Origin of the sequence: Lelliottia wanjuensis (genome assembly GCF_030238365.1) — a bacterium.
In the GTDB taxonomy this organism is placed as follows: Bacteria; Pseudomonadota; Gammaproteobacteria; order Enterobacterales; family Enterobacteriaceae; genus Enterobacter; species Enterobacter wanjuensis.
Map to the genome: position 1 here is coordinate 1 of NZ_JASSOT010000027.1, position 689 is coordinate 689.

Genomic DNA, 689 nt, shown 5'->3' on the forward strand with positions numbered 1-689 from the left:
AGAAGGGCAATACGGGGAACGATCGTCAGCGCGTAATGGGTGTCATCATTCGAGGTGGACACGCGGCGAAAGGACGCCACTACGCCAAAAACCGTCCGCACCGGCAGCGCCGGTGTCCCGTCAAACATCGGGGTCTGGAAGGTAAATGACGCCGGTTTGAGCAGTAACGACTCACAGGCGATATCTTTAGAGGAGCAGGTAACCGCCACGTCATAGCGCCATGGCTGGCTGAGTGATTCAACGGCGTTGTAACGCAGAACATCAAGGAAATCACTGCATTCATGCACATCTACCCGGTAACGAGACTGCCCTGACAGCTGTTGCACCGCGTCGGTTGCCTTCCTGATAAGTGTTCCACTCATGACGCCTCTCCTTCTGCCTGTTCATCAAATTCCAGCACAATGCCCTGTTCGTCATCCCAGGTCAGCTGTAGTGAGGACGGTTTTTGTTTCGCCGCCATATGGCTTAACAACTGTTGACTCAGAACCGGCAGGATCTGCTGGTTAAGCAGACTGTCTACGTTGCGGGCTCCGGTATCCGGCAGCAGACATGCAGCCGTCAGGGTGTCGATGAGACTTTCGCCGATGTGAGTGGAGATGCCGTAGTGACGTTGCAGACGCGTGCTCACCTGTGCCAGCTTCATGCCTACGATGGTGCGCATCGCATCCATAGCCAGTGGGCGGTATATC

General features: G+C 55.6%; 1 protein-coding gene and 1 pseudogene. Both read right to left on the reverse strand.

What is annotated here, in order from left to right:
• Positions 1-362: contractile injection system protein, VgrG/Pvc8 family (locus QQF33_RS03385; protein WP_285157381.1), on the reverse strand; the 362-nt coding region annotated here is incomplete at its 3' end.
• A pseudogene (locus tag QQF33_RS03390) lies at positions 359-689 on the reverse strand (type VI secretion system ATPase TssH); the annotation flags it as partial. The pseudogene QQF33_RS03390 and the gene QQF33_RS03385, both read right to left, overlap by 4 nt.